Source organism: Bilifractor sp. LCP19S3_H10 (genome assembly GCF_052119185.1).
Classification (GTDB): Bacteria; Bacillota; Clostridia; order Lachnospirales; family Lachnospiraceae; genus Bilifractor.
Map to the genome: position 1 here is coordinate 93,180 of NZ_JBQKFT010000009.1, position 26,044 is coordinate 119,223.

General features: G+C 52.1%; 24 protein-coding genes. 3 read left to right on the forward strand and 21 right to left on the reverse strand.

Features of this window, described 5'->3' with window-relative positions; all coding sequences use genetic code 11:
• Positions 1 to 37: 37 nt before the first annotated feature.
• From ACTQZS_RS08940 to ACTQZS_RS09040, 21 genes are all read right to left on the reverse strand, one after another.
• Positions 38 to 1,492: a nitrogenase component 1 gene (locus tag ACTQZS_RS08940; RefSeq protein ID WP_441475497.1), complete on the reverse strand. Its 1,455-nt coding sequence runs from the start codon at positions 1,490 to 1,492 to the stop codon at positions 38 to 40.
• A gap of 20 nt (positions 1,493 to 1,512) precedes the next feature.
• Positions 1,513 to 1,764, reverse strand: coding sequence for a TM1266 family iron-only hydrogenase system putative regulator (locus ACTQZS_RS08945; protein WP_441099105.1), 252 nt, complete (start codon positions 1,762 to 1,764; stop codon positions 1,513 to 1,515).
• Positions 1,765 to 1,925: 161 nt separating this feature from the next.
• Positions 1,926 to 2,930, reverse strand: a complete 1,005-nt coding sequence (hypE, locus tag ACTQZS_RS08950) for a hydrogenase expression/formation protein HypE (RefSeq protein WP_441475498.1) — start codon at positions 2,928 to 2,930, stop codon at positions 1,926 to 1,928.
• Positions 2,931 to 3,082: 152 nt separating this feature from the next.
• Positions 3,083 to 4,141 (reverse strand): hydrogenase formation protein HypD, encoded by a 1,059-nt coding sequence (hypD, locus tag ACTQZS_RS08955; RefSeq protein WP_441475499.1) that lies wholly within the window; start codon positions 4,139 to 4,141, stop codon positions 3,083 to 3,085.
• A complete protein-coding gene (locus ACTQZS_RS08960; RefSeq protein WP_441099108.1) occupies positions 4,138 to 4,347 on the reverse strand; it encodes a HypC/HybG/HupF family hydrogenase formation chaperone in 210 nt (69 codons plus the stop codon). The genes hypD and ACTQZS_RS08960 overlap by 4 nt, the downstream gene beginning before the upstream one ends.
• Positions 4,348 to 4,495: 148 nt before the next feature.
• Positions 4,496 to 7,096, reverse strand: coding sequence for a nitrogenase component 1 (locus ACTQZS_RS08965; RefSeq protein WP_441475500.1), 2,601 nt, complete (start codon positions 7,094 to 7,096; stop codon positions 4,496 to 4,498).
• 202 nt (positions 7,097 to 7,298) lie between these two features.
• The gene (locus ACTQZS_RS08970) at positions 7,299 to 8,126 is read right to left on the reverse strand and encodes a nucleotide-binding protein (RefSeq protein ID WP_441475501.1); all 828 of its coding nucleotides are present in this window, start codon (positions 8,124 to 8,126) and stop codon (positions 7,299 to 7,301) included.
• A 459-nt stretch (positions 8,127 to 8,585) separates the two neighbouring features.
• On the reverse strand, positions 8,586 to 9,926 hold the full coding sequence (locus ACTQZS_RS08975) for an MATE family efflux transporter (protein WP_441475502.1): 1,341 nt from the start codon (positions 9,924 to 9,926) through the stop codon (positions 8,586 to 8,588).
• Positions 9,927 to 9,961: 35 nt separating this feature from the next.
• Entirely contained in the window at positions 9,962 to 10,477 is a 516-nt protein-coding gene (locus ACTQZS_RS08980; RefSeq protein ID WP_441475503.1) for a MarR family winged helix-turn-helix transcriptional regulator, read from the reverse strand.
• 485 nt (positions 10,478 to 10,962) lie between these two features.
• Positions 10,963 to 11,571, reverse strand: coding sequence for a hypothetical protein (locus ACTQZS_RS08985; RefSeq protein ID WP_441475504.1), 609 nt, complete (start codon positions 11,569 to 11,571; stop codon positions 10,963 to 10,965).
• 293 nt (positions 11,572 to 11,864) lie between these two features.
• Positions 11,865 to 12,500, reverse strand: a complete 636-nt coding sequence (locus tag ACTQZS_RS08990; RefSeq protein ID WP_441475505.1) for a phosphoesterase — start codon at positions 12,498 to 12,500, stop codon at positions 11,865 to 11,867.
• A 132-nt stretch (positions 12,501 to 12,632) separates the two neighbouring features.
• Positions 12,633 to 13,541 (reverse strand): hypothetical protein, encoded by a 909-nt coding sequence (locus ACTQZS_RS08995; protein WP_441475506.1) that lies wholly within the window; start codon positions 13,539 to 13,541, stop codon positions 12,633 to 12,635.
• A gap of 136 nt (positions 13,542 to 13,677) precedes the next feature.
• A complete protein-coding gene (locus tag ACTQZS_RS09000; protein WP_441475507.1) occupies positions 13,678 to 15,579 on the reverse strand; it encodes a RyR domain-containing protein in 1,902 nt (633 codons plus the stop codon).
• A 137-nt stretch (positions 15,580 to 15,716) separates the two neighbouring features.
• Positions 15,717 to 16,478: an alpha/beta hydrolase family protein gene (locus ACTQZS_RS09005; protein ID WP_441475508.1), complete on the reverse strand. Its 762-nt coding sequence runs from the start codon at positions 16,476 to 16,478 to the stop codon at positions 15,717 to 15,719.
• Between the two features lie 110 nt (positions 16,479 to 16,588).
• Entirely contained in the window at positions 16,589 to 17,380 is a 792-nt protein-coding gene (locus tag ACTQZS_RS09010; RefSeq protein ID WP_441475509.1) for a ZIP family metal transporter, read from the reverse strand.
• 358 nt (positions 17,381 to 17,738) lie between these two features.
• Positions 17,739 to 18,257 (reverse strand): metallophosphoesterase family protein, encoded by a 519-nt coding sequence (locus ACTQZS_RS09015; RefSeq protein ID WP_441475510.1) that lies wholly within the window; start codon positions 18,255 to 18,257, stop codon positions 17,739 to 17,741.
• Positions 18,258 to 18,303: 46 nt separating this feature from the next.
• Complete coding sequence (locus ACTQZS_RS09020; RefSeq protein WP_441475511.1) at positions 18,304 to 18,483, reverse strand: hypothetical protein; 180 nt, start codon at positions 18,481 to 18,483, stop codon at positions 18,304 to 18,306.
• A complete protein-coding gene (locus ACTQZS_RS09025) occupies positions 18,458 to 19,396 on the reverse strand; it encodes a transketolase family protein (protein ID WP_441475512.1) in 939 nt (312 codons plus the stop codon). Before ACTQZS_RS09025 ends, ACTQZS_RS09020 begins: the two co-directional genes overlap by 26 nt.
• On the reverse strand, positions 19,384 to 20,235 hold the full coding sequence (locus tag ACTQZS_RS09030; protein WP_441475513.1) for a transketolase: 852 nt from the start codon (positions 20,233 to 20,235) through the stop codon (positions 19,384 to 19,386). Before ACTQZS_RS09030 ends, ACTQZS_RS09025 begins: the two co-directional genes overlap by 13 nt.
• Positions 20,236 to 20,462: 227 nt before the next feature.
• Positions 20,463 to 21,119 (reverse strand): fructose-6-phosphate aldolase, encoded by a 657-nt coding sequence (fsa, locus tag ACTQZS_RS09035; protein ID WP_441475514.1) that lies wholly within the window; start codon positions 21,117 to 21,119, stop codon positions 20,463 to 20,465.
• Between the two features lie 335 nt (positions 21,120 to 21,454).
• Positions 21,455 to 22,711 (reverse strand): ROK family protein, encoded by a 1,257-nt coding sequence (locus tag ACTQZS_RS09040; RefSeq protein WP_441475515.1) that lies wholly within the window; start codon positions 22,709 to 22,711, stop codon positions 21,455 to 21,457.
• Positions 22,712 to 23,035: 324 nt separating this feature from the next.
• Between ACTQZS_RS09040 and ACTQZS_RS09045 the strand changes: the two genes are divergently transcribed.
• The 3 genes from ACTQZS_RS09045 (at position 23,036) to ACTQZS_RS09055 (ending at position 25,799) form a co-directional block, all read left to right on the forward strand.
• Entirely contained in the window at positions 23,036 to 23,911 is an 876-nt protein-coding gene (locus tag ACTQZS_RS09045; protein WP_441475516.1) for a rhomboid family intramembrane serine protease, read from the forward strand.
• 97 nt (positions 23,912 to 24,008) lie between these two features.
• A complete protein-coding gene (locus tag ACTQZS_RS09050; protein ID WP_441475517.1) occupies positions 24,009 to 24,584 on the forward strand; it encodes an ECF transporter S component in 576 nt (191 codons plus the stop codon).
• Between the two features lie 84 nt (positions 24,585 to 24,668).
• Positions 24,669 to 25,799 (forward strand): pyridoxal-phosphate-dependent aminotransferase family protein, encoded by a 1,131-nt coding sequence (locus ACTQZS_RS09055; RefSeq protein WP_441475518.1) that lies wholly within the window; start codon positions 24,669 to 24,671, stop codon positions 25,797 to 25,799.
• The last annotated feature ends 245 nt before the right edge of the window (positions 25,800 to 26,044 follow it).

Below are 26,044 nucleotides of genomic sequence, written 5' to 3' on the forward strand. Positions count from 1 at the left end.
GAGCAATCCGCAGCTTTTACGGGTTATGGCATATTGTTCAGGTCAGAAAAAACGTGCCCTTCTTCGTGTGCTCTCCGCATTGTGAATCCCAGACACCGGGAAGGCCAAGGCCTTTTCCCGTTACAATCTCGGGGTTTTTCGGTTCCCGGAGCGCATCGCACATCAGCCGCAGCATGTGCCGGATTCCCATGTATCCGGTGGCACCGTCGGCTTCTATCGCGTTGACGAAATACGGGCTTCCTGTAAAAAACGAGGCTTTCGGGCCGACCGCGAGGACTTTTTCGGGTGCTGATCCGGATTCAGAGTGCACCGGGCGATACTGCGCGTTGAATCGCTCCCGTTCATACAGTGAATCTGCGGCGCCTGTAGACATCAGCTCAATATCTGGATACATTTCTTTCAGTGCGGCCAGGTCGGCAGCTTCCTCCGGACTCACCTGATCCGCCAGGATGCGCACGACATTGAGATGATGCTCCAGAAGAATCCTGGCGAATCCCACGGGCCTTGGCTCGCAGATGTAGTCCAGCACAATCGGCGTGTCACCGATGACAGCTCTTGCCTCCCGGAAGGCCGTTTCCGTCAGCGCGCGCTGCTCTCTGATCCGGACCGAGAGCTTCTCTCCGGCTTCCGCCCGTGATCTGCCGCTCGCTTCACACAACAGATTCATAAGAGAGCCGAGCTGATCGTCGATTTCGTCATAATTCACAGCAGCGGGGAGATAGAGGCTCTTTCTCCCGCCAAGAGACGACGCCCTTTCCAGACCATATCTGGACAGCGGTGACTTCGTGATCCACAGAAAGGAGCGTCCCATCGCAAGATATTCATCATACGTCCGGCAGTCCTGCACCTGCAGGATCCGGAACCCCTCCTGCTGAAGGATTTCCAGGAAGTCACTGTCCCTCGTCCGCAGATTCTCTCCGAGTATGCTCACGCTTGAAAAATCTGCCGGTACGTTCTCTTTTGCGAGCACCTTCATCATCTGAAAACGCTGCCGCTGTTCCGGTGTGGTCGTCAGCTTCTGCCGGATCGGGTCCATGAAACACTCCATGAAGTCAATCTCCGGGAATGCCTTCTCCACCTGATCGAAGATGTATCGCATATCGCATCCGATGAAATGATGCATGCAGACCGGAAAAAGCTGAACCGCCCGCGGCCGCTCCGGCAGCTTTCGGATCACATCCTTGATCCCGCGTATGGTGATCTCCTCCAGTCTTCCGTCGAAGATTTCCGTTTCGTCCGGCATGACGGATGAAATGCGGTCGGCGGCATCCATCTCATCTGCCGTCATAATGACGCCGCGCAGACAATTATCTGTGCAGACATAGATCTGATGACATTCCGGAATCAGCATGCCGGTGTGGACAATATTCCAGTGTTCATGCACGGGACAGTTATATTCCAGCCCCCAGGGAAAGGTACGTCCCGTGGCAGCATCCCGGATCTTTATGATGTTGTTTCGGCCGTTTTCCGGCGTATTCAGCGAATGAAGCATAGCCACCTCGAATAGGACGGTTAAATGTTGGAGTAAGCGGTTTTCACGCTGACGCCGTCAATGGTTCCGAGCTTTCCGGAAATTCCGCTGATAACCGGCTGCGGCGCATCCAGAACAATGCTGATGATGTTAATTTTTCTCGCACGGTAGGGAATTCCCATTCTCCCGATGATGAAACCGCTTCCCTCGTGAAGAATCCGGTTGACTTCGGGTACGACGTCCGGATTCTCAACAATAATTGAAATGACTGCTACCCGTGTTTCGCTATCCATTTGTCCTTCCATCCTCCGATTTGTATCAATGCGCATCCCCGTTACAGACGATCATAGAATGACGACCGGCGGCAGCTGTTATCCGGAAAACGCCCGTACGATAAAATTGTGCCGCAAGCTGTATAAACTGCGGACTGCTGCCCCGTCTCATGTATATTGTGTCAGCAGATTCTTGGTAGCAGCTCGTTTCCGGGTTCCGGGAGATAGGTTTTTGCGCCGATTTCGGTCTGCATAATAACTCTTCCGCTGTTCTCGGCGGTTACTGTACCGATGACAGCTGCTCCGGAGGTATATTTCTGTCCGCGCAGAATGTTCAGAGCCTTGCCGGTCAGATTTTCCGGCACAAAAAGTACCATGGTCCCCTCACAGGCAAGGTAAAGAGGTTCAAGGCCAAGCATTCCTGTGACGCCTTTTACTTCTTCTGCGACGGGAATTTTGTTCCTTTCGAGGGAGATACCGACACCTGCCTCCCTTGCAATCTCGTAGAGAACAGTGCCGACACCTCCTCTCGTAGCGTCACGGATCACGTGAACACCGGGAACCTCCTGAAGAAGCGCGTGAATCGGATGCCACAGCGGCGCACAGTCAGTCGTCACATCCGCATCAATTCCATAGTCGTCCCTGGCAAGGAGAATTGCCGTGCCGTGACGTCCGATATCTCCGGTTACGATCACAGAATCTCCGGGAGCCGCAAATTTTCCCGATGTCGATACACCGTCAATAATTTCACCGACTCCGGTCGTCGTGATAAAACATCCGTCTGCCTGCCCCTTTCCCGCGACCTTGGTATCCCCCGCGACCAGATTAACTCCCACCTCAGCCGCTGTCTTTTCCATCGAGGATACGATCTTCTCCAGATCGTTCATGGAAAATCCCTCTTCTATGACAAAGGCACAGGTCATGTAAAGAGGTCTGGCGCCCATGCACGTCAGATCGTTGACCGTTCCGCAGATTGACAGCTTGCCGATATTTCCGCCAGGGAAAAACGCCGGGGACACAATAAATCCGTCCGTCGTCATTGCCATCTTCCCGGAGGGCGCCGGGAGTACGGAGGCATCATCGGATGTGAAATACCGGTTTTGAAAATGTTTTCTGAAAACGCGGTCGATCAGCTCGGCCGTCTGTTTACCGCCTGCGCCGTGCGCAAGTGTGACTGTATCGTTCATTATTATCAGCTTATCCTTCCTTCTGGGTAAATGTCTCCAAAATATGTCACGAACAGGGCTGCTGCTGTTTCATGCTCTGATCGGAGCGGTGATTTCATGGCCCCCTGCCGCCCGCGGAACGGCTGCGGCAAAAGTACAGATATTTCTCTCGATCAGAGAAGCGTCTGATGGGATCCGTAAAGATAGTATGCGCTGCACGCTCCCTCGGAGGATACCATACACGCCCCGGCCGGATGCTCCGGCGTGCAGACTTTTCCGAACAGTGGACACTGCCCGGGCTCGATCCTGCCCTGAAGCACGGATCCGCATCTGCATCCGTTATTTGTTCTGCCCTGCATGGGAGGAATCTGGTATCGGCTTCTGGCGTCATATTCCGCGTATTCCGGCCTCAGCCTCATTCCGGAGCCTTCAATCCGGCCAATTCCCCGCCACAGATCATCACAGGGTTCCATCATGGAATCAACGAGCCGGATCGCCTCCGGCTGTCCCTCCTCCCGGACAACTCTGGGATAACAGTTCACGAAAAAATATCCGCCCTTTTCGAAGTTGGTTACGGCGACTGCAAGAGCGGTCACCAGCTCCCTTGCCGTGAAGCCGGCACAAACGCCGGATACCTGATGAGTATCCGCGAGCATACGCGGTATGGAGAGCCCGGTTATCGCATGTACATGGCCTGGGTAGAGGAACAGATCGGTAGAATCCTTCATCGCCTCATACGCCATGGGCATCGTTTTATTGGCGGTGAGGAGACTGAAATTCCGGATTCTATCGCGAATCGCATTTTTTACCGCGATACAGGAACTGGGCGTGGTCGTCTCGAATCCGACCGAGAGAAAAACGCATTCCTCCTCCGGGTGTGCGGCCGCGTATGCTTCACCGTCCTGTGGAGAATACACCGTGCGGATCTTTGCGCCTTTTGCGCGCGCCTTCTGCAGAGATTCCCTGGAGCCGGGGACACGAACCAGATCTCCAAAAGTGAGAATGGTGCATCCCTTTTCTTCCGCCAGCCACAGCGCCTCATCGATATAGCCCGTCCCGGTCACGCAGACCGGACATCCGGGTCCGGAGATCATGTGAATCGCCGGAGAAAGAATGCCGCGTATGCCCTGACGGAAAATCTCGTGGGTATGGGTGCCGCACACTTCCATAATCCGCACCTCCGGTCCGTCATATCCACGGAGGATGCTTATTGTTCTGTCCATCTGGTTCATCTGAGGTCCTCCAGCAGAGAATCCGTCTCCTCCTCATCGTCATCGGTGATCTTCGCGATCGCCGATCCCGCGTGCACCATCACATAATCTCCAGGATTCAGGTCGGTAAGAAGCTCGGAGGAAACGGTCTTCTTTGCGCCGCCGGCATCTACAATCGCGACGCCGCCCTTGATACTGACCACTTTAGCGGATATTCCAACACACATGTCTGTTTACTTCCTTTCTGATGCATTTGCTGCAAATTTCTTCAAGGCTCTCCTAAAAAGCCTTCTAAAAAATTATGATCAAAAAATTCTTCAAAGTTCTGCACAAATATGATAAAACACGGTTTCTGTTCTTGTGGCTGATGCCCTCTCAGGTAAGAATTCTTTTCCCCGATATGGCAAAGCTCGGGAATGAAATCAGGGATGCCCCTCCCGCCGGAATTTTCGCGATGGCGGGATCGGCAAAGATATAATCGTAGGTCATCTCGCGCAGCAGCGACAGAAGGTCGTTTTCCTCCCGAAGGGACACATCCGGCTTTACCGTCACACCGCTGACGGTATATGAATCCTGTTCACAGGCTTTTCCCGCAAAAAAGGATGCGCAGTCTATTCTGATCTTCTCTCCGGGAAATTTCTCCAGAAGAGCAGCCTTCAGCGAAGCCGCTGCCACAGGGTCGTGCAGAATCAGGATTCTTGCGGTACCTGTGCGGCAGGTGTCTTCAAAACCGGACGGCAGGTTCCTGAGATACCAGGCGATGCCCGGATATCCGACTTCAAAAGGAGTGCCGAAGGTTTCCCGCAGATATTCGGCGGATCGGATTCCTGCTCCCGACAGGACAAAATTCCTGACGTTCTCCCCGGCGTTTTCATAATCCTGCCGGTCTGCGTCAGAGCCGTAGAAAACAACTCTTCCGTATCCTCTGCTCTTCAAAAGATCCCGGATTCTTTTCTGGTCCGCGATGTCCACGAATTCCAGCGGAGTGCACCCGATCACGCCGGCAGTTCCGGACGCCTTTGCCGGGTGACCAGACAAAGCTGCTCCGCTCTGCGAATGGCCAGACAGATTGCCATCTGAAGAGGAATCTTTCCCTTTCCCGGAAAAAGAGCGGAATAAGGTCAGATACGTCTGCTCCAATCCGGATTCGCAGGTTTTCATTCCGCAGGTCGGTATGCTGATGACCGGACAGCCGCATTTTTTTTCGAGCATCCGCTCAAGCGCCCGATAATCCGTTCCGATAATGGAAGGCACCGGGGTTCCGACCAGGGCGATGAACGAGCATTCCGTTCCGGAAAATGCAGAGACAGCCTTCTGAACAAGCTCCCGGTCTCTTCCCATGATGGCATCCATGTCGCGGAGTCCCGCGGAGAAGACAGCTGCCTTGTGGTGCTGCCATCTGGGCTCATCGAATCCGAGAATGTTGCCGGTGCATCCTCCCGCGTCCAGAATGACGATCATTCCATCGAGTGAATAGAGCGCAGAGACAGCGCCGGACTGATCCGGGGCAAAGGGAGTCAGGTACATATCGAGTCCCTTTACCGGTCCGGCAAGTGCCCTCTCAGGTGCCATCGGGACTGACGCCTCCTCTTGCGCGGATAATTTTTGCGGCATAGTTGAGCCCTCCCGTGCAGGTGATACCTTCTCCCGGACGAGTTCTCCAAGCCTCTCCCAGAGATACCAGGCAGCTTCATAGCCGAAGGGCTGGGAGTCCTCATTGAAATTCAGATGGAGGGCGTCCGGATGATAGTATGCGGCATCCTTTCCGATGGTGATATGCGTGCCGCTGGTTCCTTCTGCACTGCGGATTTCATAGCTGAGCATCGACGGATCTGTGTTGGAATACACCCGGATGTCGGGACACAGGGCGGCGATGCGGTCGATGTAGGGATAACAGTCAGCAGCAGGGTTTGCAAAAATTTCGGTTACCCTCCAGCCCATCCGCAGAAGAGCAAGCGCCAGCTCAAAAGGATTGGCGTTTACAACCTCTCCTATGCTGAATGAGAGATCCGGGTATTCTGCCCGGAGCGCCTCCCCCGCACTGTCCGCCCTCTCCTTTGTCATCGCATTCACGTTCTCCGGAACAGTCATGCCCAGTGCCGCAAAGAATGCCTGATACTGATGCCCGGTCAGATCCGTCTCGTAGAAACGGGTGAGCTCGATGCTGGGAATGCCCAGCCGGTTTGTGAGTGCTTCAGCTGCTCCCCTCGCTTCGGGATTCAGCACAAGATTGAAGTTTGCTTCTCCCATTCTGTAAAAATCATTCACATCCTTACAGGTTGAAATCTGACGGATTTTCCGGATTCCCGCAGATTTTAAGAGAGAGAAGAGCTCGCTCTCGGGATGAAGCGGAGCAAAATATCCAAGAAGATTCACACTGGTGCTTCTCTTCTTCTGACGGGGAAGCATGGAGTACAGCGATTCCCGCACATATACCATCGGCGGCTTTCTGCCCTCTCTCGTCAGCGCATACATGTAGCACGGGCGGACGGGAAGGTTCACTTCCTTTTCTGCTCTGCGGCATACCCGTTCCAGATCCGTGCCGAGGAGAGCATCCGCACAGGTGATGCAGATCATGATCACGGACGGCTTCACCGGAAGAGATCCGGCGATCCGGCGGACCGCAGCCGGTATCTTCTTCAGATGCCGCCCTGTAACCAGATCCGTCTCATCCATCTGAAGATAGAAAAAACGATCCTCATAGCCGCGGATTCTCGTGATTTCAGCGGTGTTTCTGCCGCAGCATCCCGGCGATACGATCAGCATGACCGATCCGGGAACGGACAGCCCAGCCCGCTTTACGCCAAAGCCCTCGGCCCCCGGTGAATTGTAAGCCAGTGTGGCCGGAGAAGAATAGATCAGGTGACGTCCCGTCTGATAGAGATCGGGAATATGATCTTTTCCCGCCCTGGAAAGCTCGGCGGCAGTATAGTAATTCGGTTCGATTTTAAAGTCCTTCTCAGATTTATTTTTCAAAGCAATCCTCTGTCAGCTTATTTTTCCGGAAGAGTCTCTGACGGCCTGGCTTCCAGACAATGCTGTGTCAGCTTGTTTTTACAGACAATCCTCTGCCGGCAGGCAGAATCCCATGACTGTATACCGTTTGCAGCCGTTCCGTTTGCGGGGCAAGGGATGATCAGGTTCCCCGGTCAGGATCTTCTGACTTCCCGGGAATCGGTCAGCAGTTACAGTCATACAGTCTGGAAAAATGAAAACGTTCAGCCTGCCCGGCTTCTTGCGAGTCCACATCCGGAGCTGCCCCGGAGAGAAGGTTTCTGGCGAGATCCATAAATTTTCCGGCGATTTCCGAATCCGGAAACTTCTCAATCACGGTCTTGCCGAGATCCTCCGCCTGATTGATCAGGTCGGACCTGGGGATATCCGCGATGACATCGATGCCCTTCTTTGCGGCAAAGGAACGGACCCGCTCCTCCTCCTCCGGAACATTCCGACGGTTCAGGATGATTCCCCCGACCGAAGCATATCCCCTGTCCTCAAAATTTTTCACGGCAGTGGAAATGTTGTCAGCTGCATAGAGAGCCATTTTCTCTCCGGATGTCACAATAAGAACCGTATCCGCATATCCCTCCCGAATAGGAGCCGCAAAGCCCCCGCACACGACGTCACCGAGGACATCAAAGAGGACCACATCCGGCTTCTCCGTTTCCAGGAGCTCCAGCTCATCCAGAAGGTTGAAGGTCGCAATGATTCCTCTTCCGGCACAGCCGAGTCCGGGGGTCGGACCCCCTGTCTCGATACAAAGAACATTGCCGAAGCCCCTTCGGGAAATCTCCGAAAGACTTGAGGGATCCTCCTCATGCTCCCGCAGATAATTCATAACGGGAATCAGAGGCTCTCCCGACAGGAGATTCGAGGTGGAATCCGCCTTCGGGTCACATCCGATCTGGATCACCTTCCTGCCAAGAACAGCAAACGCTGCCGCCAGATTGGAGGTCATCGTGGATTTCCCGATGCCTCCCTTGCCGTAAACTGCGATTTTTAACATATAAAACCTCCGGAAACTTTATCACCGATTCCCCGGATACCGGCCGGTGGTGTAACGGCATGTGCAGGATGTGAAATTCCTGCTTTTTCCGCCGGGCATGAGTGACAACGAGATAAAACACGCTGCGCGAGTTTTATCTCGCTATCGCGACGCTCGCCGCACACGAATACTTCGCATTCGGCTGCGGCTCACTGTTCGCGTAAATAAAAAAAGGCCCGCAAAAGGGGCCTTGAAAAGATCAGATGATCTTCCGGCCATTCTGTTTTTCAGAAATAGAATGGCCGGCTTTCTTCTTCACGGACCCTTTCCCACTCAGAAAAAGCCGGTTTCCCTCACCGATTGTGCGGACAGTTCCGGGAAACGGTACGTTAACTTTGCAGTCAAGTCTGATATAAATCAGTATACTCTGTTTCCCCTTCCGGGGAAAGGGATGCACGCCAAAAAGTACACATTCATCTGTCAAAAATAGTGGTACGTCTCCCGCTTTCTGATCAGGAACAGAACAGATATGATAAACGCAAATACATTGGACGCCGTGACCGCCCACCAGATACCGTCCGCGCCGAACAATCCCGGAAGCAGAAGAACACAGGCACCCTGAAAAACCAGTGTCCGCAGAAAAGAAATCGCGGCTGAGATCTTTCCATTGTTCAGCGCGGTGAAGAAGGAAGATGCATAAATGTCAAATCCGGACAGCAGGAAACCAAGACAGAAAATCCGGAACGCGTGTACCGTCAGCGCATACAGTCCCGCATCATATCCGACAAAAATCCTGGAAACAGGATCTGCCAGAAGGAAGGCAGCAACGGTCATCAGGACACCCGTGACCCCCATGATTACTGAGCTCTTTCGCAGCATGTTTTTCAGCTCGTCTGTATTGCCGGCGCCATAATGATAGCCGACAATCGGAGCAGAGCCGACCGAATATCCGATGTCAATGGCGACAAAGATAAAGCTGACGTACATCAGCACTCCGTATGCGGACACTCCGTCTTCGCCGAGCATCCTGATCAGCTGGAAATTATAGAGCATGCTTACAATGGATGAGGATATGTTGCTCATGAGCTCGGAAGATCCGTTGCCGCAGGCTTTGAGAATCGGAGAAAGCTCAAGCTTCGCCGGTTCGAGGCGGAGCCGGCTTGAATTCGCCCGGGCAAAATAGAACAGAGGCAGAACTCCTCCGACAACCTGACTGAAGCCGGTTGCCCACGCGGCGCCCGCAACACCCATGCGGAACACGCCGACGAGCAGCGCGTCGAGGATCATATTAGTGAGGCCGGCTGCAATCGTAACATAGAGCCCGAGCCGCGGCTTTTCTGCGGTTACAAAGAAACTCTGGAACAAATTCTGAAGCATGAAAGCCAGATTAAAGCCGTTCACGATCCATCCGTAGACCAGACAGTCATGCATCATCTCCTCGGTTGCGCCAAGGAACAGTGCCATCCTTTCCATGGCGAGATTACCGAGTATGGAAGTGAGCGCGCCGGTTATCACCGTAAACAGGATCATCATGGAAAACAGCTGATTTGCGCGCTGTCTCCTGCCCTGTCCCATTGTCATGGAAACAAGAGCGGAACCACCCGTTCCGATCATGAACCCTAACGACCCCATCACCATCAGGTACGGCATGATTAGATTAATGGCAGCAAAGGCAGTTTTTCCCGCATAATTTGAGACAAATAACCCGTCTACGACACCGTAAATGGACGTGAAGACCATCATGATCACAGGCGGCAGTGTAAAACGAAACAGTTTGCGGTATGTAAAATGATCCGAAAGACGGATCGCTTCGGTTTTCATCAGGAACCTCCTTGAGAATCGTGCTTGATTTTTCGTTACGGAGAACGCTCCCTGTCGCAGTCGTACCCGTCTGTATCCCGGCCATGGTTCATCTTTTCCTCATTCACCGACTGCTGAAGTCCGGAAATATATTTTCCAAACAGCCTGAGCAGCTGCGCTCTCTCCTCCTCTTCCATCTTACAGAGGCTCGACGCCTCGGCACAGATTACCCGATCCGCGGTTCTCCGGGCAAGTGCCTCTCCTGTCTCCGTCAGAGTGACGGTCTTCCTTCTGCCGCTCCCCTCCCGGGACAGAGAGATGAGGCCCAGAGCCTCCATTTTCTTGATGCTGGAATTGATTGTCTGCTTCGGCATAAAGGTTGCGTTCACGAGGTCGGCCTGCGCCATCCTGCCGCCACGAAGCCGCATCTCATAGAGCGTCCACAGCTGCCCCTCCGGTATGCCATATACTCTTGACAGATTCCGATAGCACTCATCGTACTCCTTGGCAATCCGGTTCAGCTCTGTCTGCTGTTCTAGCAGCAGATCATTTTGCAATTTCTCTCTGTTCATTTCGGCGGATCCTCTCTGCAAAATAGAAGGAAAACGAGATAAAACACGCTGCGCGAGTTTTATCTCGCTATCGCGACGCTCGCCGCACACGAATACTTCGCATTCGGCTGTGGCTCACTGTTCGCGTAAATAACATGTCCGAAATCGGACTTATAATTTAAATTATAGTCCGATTTCGGACATGTGTCAAGGGCTGAGAAATAGAGAAGGATGGCCTGAAAAATAGAGAAGGACAGACCGGTACTGCATGGATTGTAGAAGAGAATAAAACAGAGGTGCGGACATGTGAGGTCGGGACCTTCTGTCATGGACAAGGGTGATGGTAATATTCTGTGAAAGGTGTGGAAAGCCGATGACTGAAAGTCAGGAGAAAAGCTGATGAGCGAACGATAGAAAAAGAGCCGCAGCAAGTTGCGGCTCTTCTGATCAATCTGTTCAATTGCTGCGAGATGATCTTTCCCACTCCGGGGATCCTGCAGACCGGATCAGGACGCGCTGGTGTCGGTGCTGTCTGCATCCTCTTCCTCAAGCAGCGCACGATCCTCCGCCTTGATGTGACGATGCTCCGATACGTGAAGAACACTGGTATCCAGCGGCGTCAGGATGTGGATTCTGTCATTTTTCGCAATATCAAGATCCTTTACCTGAAGCTCCGTGTTGACCGGATAATCTGCAACGTTGATGACAATATGATCGACAATGTCTGCCGGATATGCTTCATATTCAATTTCATTGCAGTTGCTGGTAATGAATCCGTTTGCGCGGTCCTCATTCTCCAGAATGATCTCGGCCTCACCTTTTACCTTTTCATCAGCCTGAAGCTGCTGGAAGGTCATATCAATAAAATGATTGGTCAGAACGCTGAAGTCAGCGCTCTTGATCATTGTCATATACTTTGTGCCATCGACATCCACAAGAGCCTTACTTCCGACCGTGTGATGAAGCATGAACTGCTTTACATTCTTCTCGGGAATCTGAAGGCTGATGGAATGTTCCAGCTTTTTACCGGAAATTGACCCGGTGATGAAGCCCTGTTTTCTCAGCTGTCTTCCCTTCTTGCTCATGTCTCTTGCGTTTGCCATTAATGTTTCCATACCTGTACCTCTTTCTCCGGGCCGCTTAACCCGGCTGAATCATGTATACGTCCGCTATGCGGGGCGCTGGACAGAAACATCGTATTACATCCTTATCGTCATCCCGCGAAAGATGAATGCGATTGTTGACTACGCTTTTTACTATACCGCAGTTGGCACGAAATGATTCACCAAAATTCGCGGTGCAATTCAGGAAAAGATTCCCCTTGATTTTTACAGAAGAACACAGATATTTCACACTTTCAGAAAAGCTGCACAAGATGCGCTCCCGGAAAACTGCAAAAGTTCCGCTCTCAGAAAAACTGCAAAAGTTCCGCTCTTCTGCGGATCCATTCATCGAGCGTCAGGGGACGGTAATCAGAGTAGCCGCAGAAGCAGTTCACCAGGTTGCAGATCACCGGCTCCGCTCTTCCACCAGCTGTTGTGACGGTCACCTGCGCAGCCCTTCGCTCAAAATCATAGAGAAGTTCCGCCTCCCTGGTATCATGAACATGGCCGTGGAGCATGAAGGTCCTGAGATTTCCGTTTTTGTCCCTCATGTGATTCATGCCATAGAAGGGCATGGGATAATGACTGAGGATGACATTTCTCTCCGTATCACGAATTTCCGCGTAATGGCGGATCCATTCGAAACGTCCGCTGTCTATGTCAGGCCGGTCAAACCACTTCAGATCATGGTTGCCGATGATCAGATAAATTCTGCCATTCAGCCGGTGCAGCACTGCATTCAGCTTTTCAGGGTCACGACCGGTTCCGGACCAGGAAAACATGTCACCGATGACATAGATTTCATCATCACTTTTCACCGTATCGTTCCAACGGCGGATCATACATTCGTTCATATCCTCTACGTTCCGGAACGGCCGGTGATCGAGCTGCAGCATGACGTCATCATCATAGAAATGCTGATCTGAGATATACCGTTTCATCAGGTACCTCCTTCCCGGAGAAATTCCATTTTTTTTACGCGAACAGTGAGCCGCAGCCGAATGCGAAGTATTCGTGTGCGGCGAGCGTCGCGATAGCGAGATAAAACTCGCGCAGCGTGTTTTATCTCGTTGTCAGAGCCTGGTTTTCAGTGAGTTTTTCAGGTTAGTTCTTTCTTCCTTTGATTCCGCCAGCCGTTTATCGATCTCTTCACGCTGTTTCAGCAGTTCCTCATCGGAAAGCGTGCGGAGCATCAGATCATTCGCGATGTTCTTTACGCTGCTGCTGCGGTCTCTGTATTTTACACTGAAATATCCGATCACGCTGAAGGCGACCGCACCGATAAAGTTGACGATGAGGTCCTTCATGGTATCGATGATTCCGATGTCAAGATAACCGCCGTTGATGGTGTAGGTCTTACCGTCCGCCGTGTCGATGATCGTCTTTGTGATGTGGGAGATCCTGACTGGTATCTGGGAGTGTGTCGGATCCAGAGTTACGGAACCGATGGTCTTTACAATAAAATCCTTCTGCATATCCAGGAAAAAAAGCTGATCCAGGGTAAATTCAACGAACTCCCAGATTACGCCAATCGTCATGGAAAAGCAGAAAGCGACAAGGGCGAGATACAAAGGTGAGAGGTTGAGCCTCCGGCTCTTCCAGTTCATGATATCAACGAGAGAAAACCCAATTGCCGCGCACAGAAATCCGTTCAGTGTGTGAAGCATCGTGTCCCAACCGGGTATCGCCGTGTAATAGTGGTTTACCTCTCCCAGAATCTCTGCCGCGTAGATAAACAGATAGATGATGCCCTCAAAAAGAGGCGGTATTTCCAGCTTCAGCTTTTCTTCGAAAAATGATGGGAGCAGGAAAAGGATCAGCGACAGAAGACAGAGCGCGAAGCCTTCGTAATTCTGTGTCAGGAAGCACCGCACGGCAGTCAGAATGACAAGAATACGGAGCACCGTATACAGAAGAAAGGTTTTCCGGTCCAGACGGATTCTTTCACGAAGATATTTTGCCTTTTTCCAGATGTTTTTCATACCATTCACTCTTTCTGCGATGAAACGGCATCGTTCTGCCGTAAAAATCCGTCACTTTCTTGAATTCTTCCGATTATTGAAGTAATGTGGCAGCCATTTGTGCAGAGATGCCGTGGATCCCGGTCATGATCTGTTGTTACGGCTTAAACTTGCGGAAAAATTCGTACCCCATCCGGTTGATGTGCCGGATGTGACGAAGCAGAGTCCCCTCAATCGCATCACGCGCATCGATCGACAGGCTCTCATACTCCGCGAGTCGGGGAGAACGGAGCAGCTCGCGGTCTTCCACTTCGTCATAGCGCCAGCCGGCGGAAATCATCCTTATCCTCCATCCCTCATGGAGCAGCTGGCAGAGATACCGGAGATCTTCTCCCTCCGGCTCATGCAGCGTATCCGGCGCGTCCGGGATGATATGGCGGATACCGATTCTGGATCGGGGATCCATCAGATGCTCTCCCACGAAACGGATGATACTGCGGTAATTCTCTCTTCTGTCCTCCCCGACCAGATTCCAGTGGGGCGGTTCGGAAGCGTCTCCAGCCTCATCCTCATTACCGATCTCGTAGAGAGCTTTTGCGGTCGCCTCCATTCCGGCGCCGATGAACTGCTCGAACATGATCTTGTCGCGGAAATCACGAACATCGAGATGGATATCCAGCTGTTCACTGGGCGGAAGAGATGCCGGGGTGAATTTTTTCTCGCCGGAGAGCTTCGACATTGCCAGGATAAATTCCAGCGAACGGGAGCCGTGACGGTACTCCGACACCCTCAGAAGCGCTGAGAGAAGGCCTCGCGAGATATTGATCTGACCGGAATTCTCATCATAGATTGCGGGATATTTCCGGATGATCAGGTTGCGGAACAACAGCGCTCGGCGAATGATGCTCGTTCGGTCGGTCGGGCTCGTAGGATTCGGTCCCTTGATATCAAGCATGCCCTTCAGGCGGCTTACGAAATCCGGTCCCTTCAGATTGCGGAATTCCGCCCGTCTTTCCTCGGTCTGCGGGAGAAATTCAGCGAATGATCCTGCGGTTCCGCCCGCGAACACGAAGACCGCCGCATCAATCGTCATCGTCTTTTTCTTGAGCGTATATTCACCATCCTGCATGGGCGCAAGGAAATATTTCAGCCATCCGCGCTCCGTCCCCTCAAAGGTGGAGTCAAATTCATCAAAAAAGATCAGCGGGATGCTTCCGTCCTCTGATTCTGTAAGCTCCCGGTGCAGAGCGAGAAAAAGTGCCTCGGTCGTGCGGAACTGGGAGCAGTTGATTGTTGCAATCCGAAAGCGTCCGACACTCCCGGCGATCTCTTTGATACCGAAGGACTTTCCGGAACCGGGAGCGCCGAATACAGCGATGGACAGAGGCTGAATCGGAGCGGCGGACGTCCGGTGATCGTACTGGTAGGCATAATCCTGCATAAGCGCGCGGATTGTACTGTAGCTGTCAATCTCAGATACATCAACGGTCTTCAATGCGCCACAGGAAAGCACCGGAACATTCTGGTACAGCTCCTGCGGGCCGTTTACGACGATGTTCTTTGCCACAGTCAGAAAACCGCCCCGGTGAAGGGCTGCGTACTCATCGAGGATACTGTATTTCTTTGCTCCCATCAGGAGAGAGCGTTCACTGTATACCGGAAGAAAGATACGGACCATCCGTCCCTCCTCCACCTGCTTCAGCATATCGATATATACAGGGTACAGCCGGGTCTCCGGGCTGAGTGTCTGGTTTTCTGTCGTTCCCGGAGTAAAGAGGAAGGCCCAGACCCCGCTGTCGCGGACAAGGGCTCCTTCATTATCCAGAAGTACAACCATGTCCTGTCGCTCTTTCAGAGAACGCATCGATTCGTTCAGATAGAGCTGCTGAAAAAATGCATTAATCGTATTTTCATAGGAGAGCCCGCGCCCGATCATAAAATCGAGCTGACGCAGATGCTCCATCTGCAGAAGCGGAACCTTGTCCTCCGGAAATGCCGCGTTCAGAGACAGCCCCGGCCGGTATTGAGCGAAGCTCTCTTCCTCCAGTCGTATACTCATAGACTACCTGCTTTCTTTTACACCACCCGTACGCCTGACCTTTGAAAATCGTCTGTATTTTCCGGGCAGCACTGAATTGTCCAAAACCGCCGGAAGCGGCCTTTGTTTCCACGATCCCTTCCGGTATCGGAGCGTACTCATTGCTCCGGATGAAAAAAATCAATGATCTTTGAGATCGCGAGATCCATGATTCCGGGGTCTGAGAACGGATGATCTGCGTTTTCCATGCGGATCAGTTCAATGACGTTGTCTTCCGCAAACTCCCGGACGGTATCAAAGGGGATGAACGCATCCTTTGTGCCCTGGAGGATCAGCATATCATCGGCAAAATCGAAGTATTCTCTCTTCCGTACATCGGCTGCGCGGAGCTGATCAAAAAATTCCGAGGTGAGACGGATCTTTCGTGTATATCCTCTGACAATTTCCTTTCCGCGGTCCAGTTTCGTCTGCTCGTCCGGTGTGATGTCAGCCATCATGATATCATAGAGATTGATCGCGGGACAGCGAAGAGCAATCTTCCGGAAAGGGTTGCCGTACTCTGTCAGATAACGGAGCGTGATATACCCGCCAAGGCTGGTTCCGTATGCATACAGATTCTGAGCGTTCATTTCCTTTCGGGCGTAGTTTACGGCCAGATCAAAGTAGATCACACATTCATCCGGGAGGAATCTGTTCAGGGAATCCGCGCCGTGAGCAGGCCAGTCAAAGACAACGACTCCGAAATGCTTGTATTTCGAGATCAGTCTCTCCGCGAATTTCTCGGTCGCGCTGTTATCCTTATTGCCGCCAAACCCGTATGTCGCGATCACGATATCCGTCACGGAATGCGGGTCCTTTCCGCAGTAGTATTTACAGCGGATGCTGTATTTCTGTTCATTGATGTCAAAATTTTTAACCATGTCGGTATCCACTTCTTTCTGTCTCGTCAGTCCAGTGCCGTATCAGACGCCATTATCTCTCTGTCCTTTCAGCCCAGTGCCAAATTGATCTCGATCATCTCCCTGTCTTTTCAGCCCAGTGCCACATCAAGTGCCATCATCAAAGTGAAGCCCAGGGAAAACATGATCACTCCGAGATTGGAGTGCCTGTCTGCGGACATCTCGGGGATCAGCTCCTCCACAACCACATACATCATTGCTCCCGCCGCGAAGCTGAGCAGATAAGGCATGACAGGGACAAAAACAGAGGACGCGGCGATCACAAGTGCTGCGCCGACCGGTTCGACTGCTCCTGACAGAACACCCGCCGCAAAAGCCTTTCCCTTTCCCTTGCCCTGCGCGTGCAGAGGCATGGAAATGATAGCCCCCTCCGGAAAATTCTGGATGGCTATTCCCACAGATAAGGCGAGTGCGCTTCCTGCTGTTATCTCGGCAGATCCGGTGAGAAATCCGGCGATGACGATTCCGACCGCCATTCCCTCCGGAATATTGTGAAGCGTAACGGCAAAAACCATCATGGTTGTTTTTGCGAGATGGCTTTTGGGGCCTTCAGCCTGTTCCGCGTTCAGGTGAAGATGCGGGATAACATGGTCCAGAAGCAGCAGAAATAGTGTTCCGAGCCAGAATCCGATGACGGCCGGCAGGAATCCAAGCTTCCCCCATGAGTTGCTCTGCTCCATAGAAGGAATCAAAAGACTCCAGACGGATGCGGCTGTCATAACTCCGGCGGCAAACCCGGTCAGCATCCTCTGAACCGGATTGCTCAGTTCTTTTTTCATGAAAAGGACGCAGCCGGATCCGAGAGCCGTCCCGGCAAACGGTATCAGCACGCCCTGAATGGCCTGTAGTGTCTGCGTGTTCAACAGATATCCTCCCTATATTATGTAATGATATTGCTGCGTAATGATTGTTGTGTAATGTGATGCTGCACTTGTAACCGGACATACCGTGAGACGGCTGTTTGTTTTCATCTTAAACGAAATCGCAGACACACACAAGGTGTAAATGAATTTCACACACGGAGATATAAATGAATTATACACACGGAGAAGATTGCATGCAGGAAATGGATGAAGGCGGCGCTCCGGAAAAAATAGAAAACGGCCTCTCTGATGATGCTTCTTGCCTTACGGCTTTCCGGAAAGTACCGAAATGCCACAAGGAAAGCATCGAAATCAGAAAAGCCGCATGCATAAGGCAGTCAATCAAAAAGTTACATCGTTATCCGTCAATGATCTCTCCGTTCGTGAGTTTCAGGATAACTTTTTCGTCCTCCTGCCCTCCGGTGTGAAGGACGGCATAGGTTCCTTTCCTGTCGTATCGTCTGGATCTGGTCAGACTGCCCGGATTGATCAGAAGAACGCCTTTTTCTTTCCTGATCAGAGGAACATGCGTGTGACCAAAGCAGATGATATCCGCATGGTTTCGGATACCTGCTGCCGACAAAAAGTCCGTGTCGTCATTTACATAATGATGGTGACCATGAACAATCAGTATCGTATGATCGCCAACCTGCGAGGTCCGTTCTTCCGGAAATGCGGAGCGGAAATCGCAGTTCCCGCTTACGGCAAGGAGCCGGAACTCCGCACGATGCTTCAGAACGAGATCAAGGCTGCACTGCGCGTCCCCGCAGTGAATGAGCACATCAAACGGCCATTCCGCCTCAATGATCTGATTCATGGTGAGAACATCGCCATGATTGTCCGAAAAAATCAAAACCTTATTATTCGTCTTGTTCATGTCCGTTCCTCACAACATGTTTCTGTCATCCTGTTTCTCTGACAGTTCACTGAATGCCCGGCTTTGTGTCAGACCCACGCGCAGGTACTGCCGGGACAATCTTCCTGCGTGCGCCGGTCAGCTTATCCTCCGCATCAGACCCACGTGCCGGTACTGCCGGGACAATTTTCCTGCGTGCGCCGGTCAGCTCATCCTCCGCATCAAAGCCACGCGCGGATCTGGCCATATACACCTTCTCCGTCGAGACGGTACTTGTGGAGAAGCTCCACAGCCGGTCCGGACTCGCCGAATACGTCGTTGACTCCGATCCGGAGCACCGGAACCGGTGCCTTCGCGGAAAGTGCCTCGCAGACAGCCCCGCCGAGTCCTCCGATCACAGAATGCTCCTCTGCGGTGACGACCCGCCCGGTCTTCTTCGCGGACGCAAGGATCAGCTCCTCATCCAGCGGCTTGATCGTGTGGATGTTGATCACTTCTGCGTCGATGCCATCCGCCGCAAGCTTCTGTGCGGCCTCAAGCGCCGACTGCACCTCCAGTCCTGTCGCAACGATGGTCACATCCTTTCCCTCACGAAGGGTGATGCCTTTTCCGATTTCAAACCGGTAGTCCGGTCTGTCATTGATCACCGGAACCGCCAGACGTCCGAACCGCAGATATACCGGTCCCTTGTACGCATATGCTGCCTCGACGGCCGCCCGCGCCTCGATGTCGTCCGAAGGAACGATGACGGTCATTCCCGGGATCACGCGCATCAGAGCGATATCCTCCAGGCACTGGTGGGACGCTCCGTCTTCTCCGACAGAAATTCCAGCGTGTGTCGCGCCGATCTTTACATTCAGGTGGGGATAGCCGATGGAGTTTCTGACCTGTTCATAGGCGCGTCCCGCCGCGAACATGGCAAAGCTGCTCGCGAATGGAACCATTCCCGCAGCGGCAAGTCCCGCCGCAACGGCCATCATGTTGCCCTCGGCAATTCCGCAGTCAATATGGCGCTCCGGGAAAGCCTTCTTAAAAATTCCCGTCTTGGTCGCTCCCGCAAGATCCGCGTCCAGAACCACCAGGTCGTCGTGCTTCTTTCCGAGCTCCACCAGAGCGTTTCCGTAGCTCTCCCGGGTGGCGATTTTCTTTACTTCTGACATAATGCTTCACCTGCTTTCTTCAGTTCTTCCATTGCCTGCGCGTACTCCTCGTCATTCGGTGCCTTGCCGTGCCAGCCGCAGTTGTTCTCCATATAGGAGACACCTTTTCCTTTCACGGTTCTGCAGATGATCGCCGTCGGCATGCCCTTGATCTGTGCTGCCTCGCGGAAAGCAGCGCGGAGCTGATCAAAGTCGTTTCCGTCCGCCACGGAGATGACGTGAAAACGGAAGGACTCAAACTTCCGGTCGAGCGGAAGGGGTGAATTGACCTCCTCCAGGGTTCCGTCGATCTGGAGATTGTTGTAGTCCACCATTACAGTCAGGTTGTCCAGCTTCTTATCGCCCGCGAACATCGCGGCCTCCCAGACCTCGCCCTCCTCGCACTCACCATCTCCGAGCAGTGTGTATACATGATAGCTTTCTCCGGACAGCTTCGCTGCGAGTGCCATTCCACAGGCGACAGAAACGCCCTGTCCGAGCGATCCCGTGGACATGTCCACACCTGGAGTGTCGTTCATGTTCGGATGTCCCTGCAGATAGGAGCCCACATGACGGAGGCTGACGAGATCCTCCTTCGGGAAGTAGCCCCTCTCCGCCAGAGCGGAATACAGTCCCGGCGCGCAGTGGCCCTTGGAAAGCACAAAGCGGTCACGGTCCGGCTTCTTCGGATCGTGCGGATCAATGTTCTTCAGCTCCTCAAAATACAGATAGGTAAAAATATCCGCCGCTCCGAGAGACCCGCCCGGATGACCGGATTTCGCGGAATGTACGGCAGTTACGATGTCCTTGCGGACTTCATTTGCGATTTTCTGTAATTCCAGATTTTCCATTTCTTTCATTGTCTCCTGTAATAAATGTCATATGGCAGTGACAGCGATGTGGTAAAGATTATTTCCATCAAAAATACACGGTAACGGTAATGACCATCAGCCGGAAGCGACAAGGTCACTGCTGTTTCTGTACAAAAAAACAGCACCGTGACCCAATAGCCTGAATGATCACGGTGCGGCCCTGTGTGGGAATCCGAGACTGATTAAGTCTGTGGCACCAGGTATCTCATGTCTGCTTACTCTCCAAAGACAGCCTTGTAATCGTTCTGGAATTTTACAATTCCCTCATCGGTAAGCGGATGATGGATCATCTGCTTGATTACCTTAAACGGAACGGTTGCGATGTCTGCGCCCGCGAGTGCGCAGTCCGTAATATGCATGGGGTTGCGGATCGATGCGCAGATAATCTGGGTGTCGATATCATCGGCAACAGCAAAGATGTCGGAAATCTCCCGGATCAGATCAACGCCTCTCGTGCTGATGTCATCAAGACGTCCAAGGAAGGGAGATACATATGTCGCGCCTGCTCTTGCTGCAAGAAGCGCCTGATTTGCCGTAAAGATCAATGTGCAGTTCGTCTTGATGCCTTCCGAGTGAAGAACCTTGATCGCTTTCAGCCCCTCTGCCGTCATCGGGATTTTTACAACCATGTTCGGATGAATCGCGGCAATCTCCCGTCCTTCTTTGATCATTCCTTCCGCATCCGTTGTGGTAGCCTTTACCTCTCCGGAGATCGCTCCATCAACAATCGTGGTGATTTCCTTCAGAACAGTCTTGTAATCGCGGCCTTCCTTTGCGATCAGAGACGGGTTTGTGGTAACGCCGCAGATAACTCCCATGTCATTTGCCTCACGGATTTCATCTACATTTGCTGTGTCGATAAAGAATTTCATGATTAAGGTCCTCCTTAAAAATAAATGATATCACATCTTACATTGAAACCAATGAATGGATGAGCAAAGTTCTCAGAAGCCTGATGGCATATATCTTTGCTCAACATATAGATTAATTCGATTAATACATGAAGTCAATATTAAATTTGTCTGTGAGGCACGGGCAGTCCAAATCTTATACCGTTTGTCGCACGATTTGTCGCATGGTTGTTTGGTTTACAAAGATTACTGATCTTCCACATTCATGGTCCGTCACGATCTTACAGTGAAGGCTCACACGAATAAAGTCACGGGAATGCGGCAGCATCATATGCAACAGGCGCTGCCGGAATGGATCACTCGCCTTTCTTTTGCGTGTCACTGAAAAAATCAGCCGGATGACGGAAAATATCCGTGATTGCCACTATAGCAGCGCCATTCACCATCGAGTCATGTTCAACGACGGAAAGACTGATATTTGTGCTTTCGAAAATTGCCGGGATTGTGCGCTCCCGCACCCTCTGCCGCACCCTCTGAAGCATCAGATCCGGTGCCACGTGGGACATTTCATCTCCCAGCATGAGGTATTTCGGATTAAAGCTGTTAATGATATTGACGACGCCGACCGCCAGACGGTCGCAGCATTCCAGATAGACCGCCACGGCATCCTCATCTCCCTCACGGACCAGTTCTGCTGCCTCCCGGAATGTCAGCGCCCTGTCTGTTTCCGGCGAACCGGAAGAACTGTCTCCGGAGGAATTGCGCCTGCGTCTCCGCTCATTGAGGAATCTCGTAAACGCAATGGATGAGCAGTAATTCTCCAGGCATCCTCTGTTGCCGCAGATGCACTTTGGCCCATTCATATCGATGGAGGTATGTCCGATTTCTCCGGCGGTGCCGATGCTGCCGCGGACGAGTTCTCCGTCACTGATGATGCCGGCACCGATGCCCTGCCCCGCAGCAACATAGACAAGGAGATCATCGTCCAGTTTGTCGCGATTATACCAGTACTGCGCAACAGCCGCAGCGTTTGCGTTCTGTTCGATATAGATCGGAATATGGTACCTGTTTTTCAGTTCCTGCTCAATCGGGACCTCATTCCAGCCGGATGCCCCCGTCATAAGCTCAATTCTCCGGGTTACCCTGTTATAGGGACCCGGAATTGCGACTCCGATTGCAAGGATCTTACGTCCCCCTGCCTCGTCAATGCATTGATCCACGGATATTAACAGGTGGGAAAATACCTCCTTTGCGGACACTCCGGTGAAATCTTCAGATATACGGGAAAAAATCTCTTCTCCTGCAATGTTGAACAATCCGAATGAGTAGTTCTTCCTGGTGATCCGGATTCCGATGACACCGTATTCTTCCTTGTTCAAAGAAATGCCGATCGATCGGCGCCCCTTCTCCCCGGTCAGGAAACCGACTTCTTTTACAATTCCCCACCGGATAAAGTCATTGATAATGTTCGTCACCGTGGCCTGCTTCAGACCGGAAAGCTTTGCGAGTGTAATCCTTGCGCACTCGCCCTCACTTCGTAGAAAATTCAGGAGAAGCTCCCTGTTCAAATCCTGGATGTTCGTCTGATTCATGCCTGTTCTCGCTACACTCATATCTCGTCCTCATGTCTGCCGATCCGGATCCGGCCACCTGTTCAGAATGTGTTCCCGGACAACGTTCTTTTATCTGATTATAACACGGAAACGAATAACTTATAAGACGGAACTAAGTGAAAGACACCGGAAGAACCGGCAATAGGAGTGAAAAATCCTTACCGCACATAGTTGGGGTGAACAGTAACCGGCAGGAAACGGCCTCGCGGTGAGAAACGGGAAGTAAGAGCCTCTGGCAAAACAACGGAAAGGAAACGGATGAAGTGATCCTCTGGTCAAACATGTTGTGGTACAATGAGGAAAACCCTGGAGGAAAACGATTCGATGAAAACACAGAAATACCGGGATTATTCTCTCAAATTCTATTATGAGGTAGCAGGAATCCGCTGCGAGGTCCTGGATCCTCAGAAAAACGTGCTGCAGGCCGGACTTTTCCGAAGTCAGGACGAAGCGGAACGGTGGGGACGTGATCTGATCGATCACTGTATCCGTTCATATAGCGACCGGTATTCGCCGGAAAATTCGCCCTTCGAGCCCGATACCGTCTCTTCTTCTGGCACTTTCGGGAGAAAAAGGCGGTCCGGCCGCGGTCCTACAGTTCCTGTCATCACAATTCTGCTGATTCTCGCGAATGTGCTTGTGTTTCTGGTTGAAGAAATGACAGGAGGAAGCAATGGAGACAACGCAGTTGTTGAGGCAGGCGCGCAGTATGCGCCGCTGATGATCAGGGAGCATGAGTGGTGGAGACTGTTTACAAGCATGTTTATCCACTTCGGGTTCAGTCATATTTTTTCCAATATGATTTCGCTGACTTACTGCGGATGGTCTCTGGAGCAGCAGTATGGAAAAATCCGCTACCTGATCCTGTACCTGGTCAGCGGGATCGGCGGCAACCTTCTCAGCCTTGCAGTTGACCTTTCCACCGGAAACTACGGAATATCTGCCGGCGCGTCCGGAGCCGTTTTCGGGCTGATCGGCGCATACGCAGGGGCTGCGGTCATAGACAGAAAGAAGACAAACCGCCGCGCGAATCCATGGCTGATGATTATTTTTTCCGTTTTTATGTTTCTCCAGAATATCGGGGCTGGTGTCAATGCCTGGGCCCATCTCGGAGGCATGATCGCCGGTTTTATCCTTGGCATGGTTCTGCGGGATAACGACCGAAACGGCAGACCGGATTTCCTTCAGAGAAATATCTGATCATATTTTTTTCTCCCGAATTGGAAATACTCATATACCCAAAAACGTATAGAATAAGACGCAGATTTTCAAAATTCAATGGCGGGAGGAAACAAATATGACAGAGAAAAATACGACAAAGAAAACACAAGCATCCAATGTGATCCCATTTAAAAGCCGTACTCAGGATCTGGTTACCACTGCATTGATGATTGCTCTCACCTATGTGGCGACCTGGCTAATCAACATCCGTCTTCCGTTTGTGGGAAGCGGCGGACTGATTCATCTGGGAAATGTCCCCCTGTTCATTGCCGCGATTCTCTTTGGCAAGAGAACCGGAGCACTTGCGGGAGGAATCGGGATGGGGCTTTTCGATCTGCTGAGCGGATGGACGGCCTGGGCGCCTTTTACCCTGGTTATCGTCGGATTTATGGGCTTTATCGTCGGTCTGTTCGCAGAAAAACGTCCGATCCGGAATGTGCATCTGAATGACACGGTTTCCATGATACTTGCTCTCTTGATCAAAATTGTCGGTTATTATTTTGCCGAGGTGATTCTATATGGAAACTGGATCACTCCTCTCGGCTCCATTCCGGGCAACATTCTGCAGGTCGTAACGGCAGCCGTTATCGTTCTGGCTGTTCTTCCGGTACTTCGGAGGGTTACCCGCCGGGCCTATGCGGTGGCTGTCTGAGTCTGTCAGCGTCATTCCACCGCGGAGGCACACGTTTTTTGTTGTGCGGATGTTCATATTTTTTCCATCAGAGGTGATGATATTATGTACAAAATCATGACGGCGGGGCCCTCTCAGGTCCGCCAGAACGTCAGAGACGCAAGGGCGCTGCCCTGCACCAATCCGGACATTGATCCGGCATTCTACGATTTCTATCATGAAACCTGTGAGCTGCTCTCGAAGGCGCTGCACACCGATCAGACTGCCTTCATCCTCGGCGGAGAGGGTATTCTGGGGCTGGAAGCCGCCTGTGCATCTCTAACGGAGCCAGGCGACCGGGTTCTCGTCATCGATAACGGCATTTTTGGAAAAGGATTCGCAGATTTTGTGAAAATTTACGGAGGGGTTCCTGTCCTCTTTACCACGGATTATCACGAGCCGGTACCTCTGAATGCCCTGGAAACTTATCTGAAAAAAGACCATCATTTCAAATATGCGACCGTTGTTCACTGTGATACACCGAGCGGTGTGCTCAATGACGTGGAAGCCATCAGCAGACTTCTGAATTCCTACGGCATCATGGTCGTTGCAGACTCTGTTGCTGGCATGTTCGGAGAACCTCTTGATCTCGGGAAAAGCTGCATCGATATCCTTTGCGGCGGGTCTCAGAAAGCGCTCTCCTGTCCGCCTGGCCTGACAATGATCTGGGTAAGCGACCGTGCTTTCCGTGCCATGGAAGAACGTAAGACACCGATCCGGAGTTTTTATGCGAATATTCTGGCCATGAAAAACTATTATAAGGATCAGTGGTTCCCCTACACCATGCCGGTCAGCGACATCAACGGTCTCCGGCAGGCGCTCGACAACTTCCTGGATGACCCGGATGTCTTCGACAGACATGCCAAGATCGCCCGGGCCGTACGGGAAACCGTAAAGGCCGCCGGCCTTACCCTTTTTCTGAGGAGAGGAATGTCCAACACGGTTACGGTGATCAATGTGCCGGAAGGTATCACGGACCGGGAGCTGCTTGCGGAAATGGCGGAAGACTACAACATTCTGATATCCGGATGCTTTGATGTTCTTGCCGGAAAGGTTGTGCGAATCGGGCATATGGGCGAGAGCTGCAACCGGCCGGATGTCGCGGACACGCTCTGCGCGATGCAGAAGGTGCTGGAGAAGCATGGAATCCGCCTGAAATGTGACATGAAGCAGACATTTCTGACGCTCACACAATAATCGCAAAACGGTCCTATCACGCATGAGTTTGTTTTGGCATTCACACACGCCCACGCGCCGCTTCGCGTGCTATGGACGCGGTACTCTGCAAAAAAGATAGAAATTGATCCGGACGGATCAGAAACTATAATCTATATCGAGTAGGAGAAAGTCTCCAGTGGAGACTTTCGTCCTCTCACACCACCGTGCGTACCGTTCGGTACACGGCGGTTCATAAGTTTTCAGCTACTTTCAAATACTGGGAG

Bases quoted from the DNA above. Each gene is read 5' to 3' on its own strand.
- ACTQZS_RS08940 (WP_441475497.1), bottom strand. From the start codon at position 1,492: ATGCTTCATTCGCTGAATACGCCGGAAAACGGCCGAAACAACATCATA.
- ACTQZS_RS08945 (WP_441099105.1), bottom strand. From the start codon at position 1,764: ATGGATAGCGAAACACGGGTAGCAGTCATTTCAATTATTGTTGAGAAT.
- hypD (WP_441475499.1), bottom strand. From the start codon at position 4,141: ATGAACCAGATGGACAGAACAATAAGCATCCTCCGTGGATATGACGGA.
- ACTQZS_RS08960 (WP_441099108.1), bottom strand. From the start codon at position 4,347: ATGTGTGTTGGAATATCCGCTAAAGTGGTCAGTATCAAGGGCGGCGTC.
- ACTQZS_RS09050 (WP_441475517.1), top strand. From the start codon at position 24,009: ATGACAGAGAAAAATACGACAAAGAAAACACAAGCATCCAATGTGATC.
- ACTQZS_RS09015 (WP_441475510.1), bottom strand. From the start codon at position 18,257: ATGAACAAGACGAATAATAAGGTTTTGATTTTTTCGGACAATCATGGC.
- ACTQZS_RS09025 (WP_441475512.1), bottom strand. From the start codon at position 19,396: ATGTCAGAAGTAAAGAAAATCGCCACCCGGGAGAGCTACGGAAACGCT.
- ACTQZS_RS08985 (WP_441475504.1), bottom strand. From the start codon at position 11,571: ATGGAAACATTAATGGCAAACGCAAGAGACATGAGCAAGAAGGGAAGA.
- ACTQZS_RS09000 (WP_441475507.1), bottom strand. From the start codon at position 15,579: ATGAGTATACGACTGGAGGAAGAGAGCTTCGCTCAATACCGGCCGGGG.
- ACTQZS_RS09055 (WP_441475518.1), top strand. From the start codon at position 24,669: ATGTACAAAATCATGACGGCGGGGCCCTCTCAGGTCCGCCAGAACGTC.
- ACTQZS_RS08995 (WP_441475506.1), bottom strand. From the start codon at position 13,541: ATGAAAAACATCTGGAAAAAGGCAAAATATCTTCGTGAAAGAATCCGT.
- fsa (WP_441475514.1), bottom strand. From the start codon at position 21,119: ATGAAATTCTTTATCGACACAGCAAATGTAGATGAAATCCGTGAGGCA.
- ACTQZS_RS08975 (WP_441475502.1), bottom strand. From the start codon at position 9,926: ATGAAAACCGAAGCGATCCGTCTTTCGGATCATTTTACATACCGCAAA.
- ACTQZS_RS09020 (WP_441475511.1), bottom strand. From the start codon at position 18,483: ATGGCCAGATCCGCGCGTGGCTTTGATGCGGAGGATGAGCTGACCGGC.
- ACTQZS_RS08970 (WP_441475501.1), bottom strand. From the start codon at position 8,126: ATGTTAAAAATCGCAGTTTACGGCAAGGGAGGCATCGGGAAATCCACG.
- ACTQZS_RS08990 (WP_441475505.1), bottom strand. From the start codon at position 12,500: ATGAAACGGTATATCTCAGATCAGCATTTCTATGATGATGACGTCATG.
- ACTQZS_RS09040 (WP_441475515.1), bottom strand. From the start codon at position 22,711: ATGAGTGTAGCGAGAACAGGCATGAATCAGACGAACATCCAGGATTTG.
- ACTQZS_RS09030 (WP_441475513.1), bottom strand. From the start codon at position 20,235: ATGAAAGAAATGGAAAATCTGGAATTACAGAAAATCGCAAATGAAGTC.
- ACTQZS_RS09045 (WP_441475516.1), top strand. From the start codon at position 23,036: ATGAAAACACAGAAATACCGGGATTATTCTCTCAAATTCTATTATGAG.
- ACTQZS_RS09005 (WP_441475508.1), bottom strand. From the start codon at position 16,478: ATGGTTAAAAATTTTGACATCAATGAACAGAAATACAGCATCCGCTGT.
- ACTQZS_RS08980 (WP_441475503.1), bottom strand. From the start codon at position 10,477: ATGAACAGAGAGAAATTGCAAAATGATCTGCTGCTAGAACAGCAGACA.
- hypE (WP_441475498.1), bottom strand. From the start codon at position 2,930: ATGAACGATACAGTCACACTTGCGCACGGCGCAGGCGGTAAACAGACG.